Here is a 1028-nt window from a genome sequence, read left to right as displayed (position 1 = left end):
CGCTACTCATGCCTGCATTCTCACTCGTGAACCGTCCACAACTGCCTTCCGGCGCTGCTTCACCCGGCACACGACGCTCCCCTACCCATCACAGCAGGCGTTGGCCCTATTGCTGCAATGACACGACTTCGGCGGTACGCTTGAGCCCCGCTACATTGTCGGCGCGGAATCACTTGACCAGTGAGCTATTACGCACTCTTTCAAGGGTGGCTGCTTCTAAGCCAACCTCCTGGTTGTCTCTGCGACTCCACATCCTTTCCCACTTAGCGTACGCTTAGGGGCCTTAGTCGATGCTCTGGGCTGTTTCCCTCTCGACCATGGAGCTTATCCCCCACAGTCTCACTGCCGTGCTCTCACTTACCGGCATTCGGAGTTTGGCTAAGGTCAGTAACCCGGTAGGGCCCATCGCCTATCCAGTGCTCTACCTCCGGCAAGAAACACACGACGCTGCACCTAAATGCATTTCGGGGAGAACCAGCTATCACGGAGTTTGATTGGCCTTTCACCCCTAACCACAGGTCATCCCCCAGGTTTTCAACCCTGGTGGGTTCGGTCCTCCACGAAGTCTTACCTCCGCTTCAACCTGCCCATGGCTAGATCACTCCGCTTCGGGTCTAGAGCGTGCAACTCAATCGCCCTATTCGGACTCGCTTTCGCTACGGCTTCCCCACACGGGTTAACCTCGCTACACACCGCTAACTCGCAGGCTCATTCTTCAAAAGGCACGCAGTCACGAGAGACCGAAGTCTCCGACGCTCCCACGGCTTGTAGGCACACGGTTTCAGGTACTATTTCACTCCGCTCCCGCGGTACTTTTCACCATTCCCTCACGGTACTATCCGCTATCGGTCACCAGGGAATATTTAGGCTTAGCGGGTGGTCCCGCCAGATTCACACGGGATTTCTCGGGCCCCGTGCTACTTGGGAGATGAGCAAGCAAGCCGTACAGATTTCAGCTACGGGGGTCTTACCCTCTACGCCGGACCTTTCGCATGTCCTTCGCCTATCCATACGGTTTCTGACTCGCC

At 56.7% G+C, this 1028-nt stretch carries 1 rRNA gene; it reads right to left on the bottom strand.

What is annotated here, in order from left to right:
* Nucleotides 1-1028 (bottom strand): 23S ribosomal RNA (locus tag ACIQUQ_RS35250); the annotation flags it as partial.

This window comes from Streptomyces sp. NPDC101118, assembly GCF_044759445.1.
Classification (GTDB): domain Bacteria; phylum Actinomycetota; class Actinomycetes; order Streptomycetales; family Streptomycetaceae; genus Streptomyces.
Note: the sequence above shows the minus strand (reverse complement) of the source record. Positions and strands in the feature narration are given on the sequence as shown.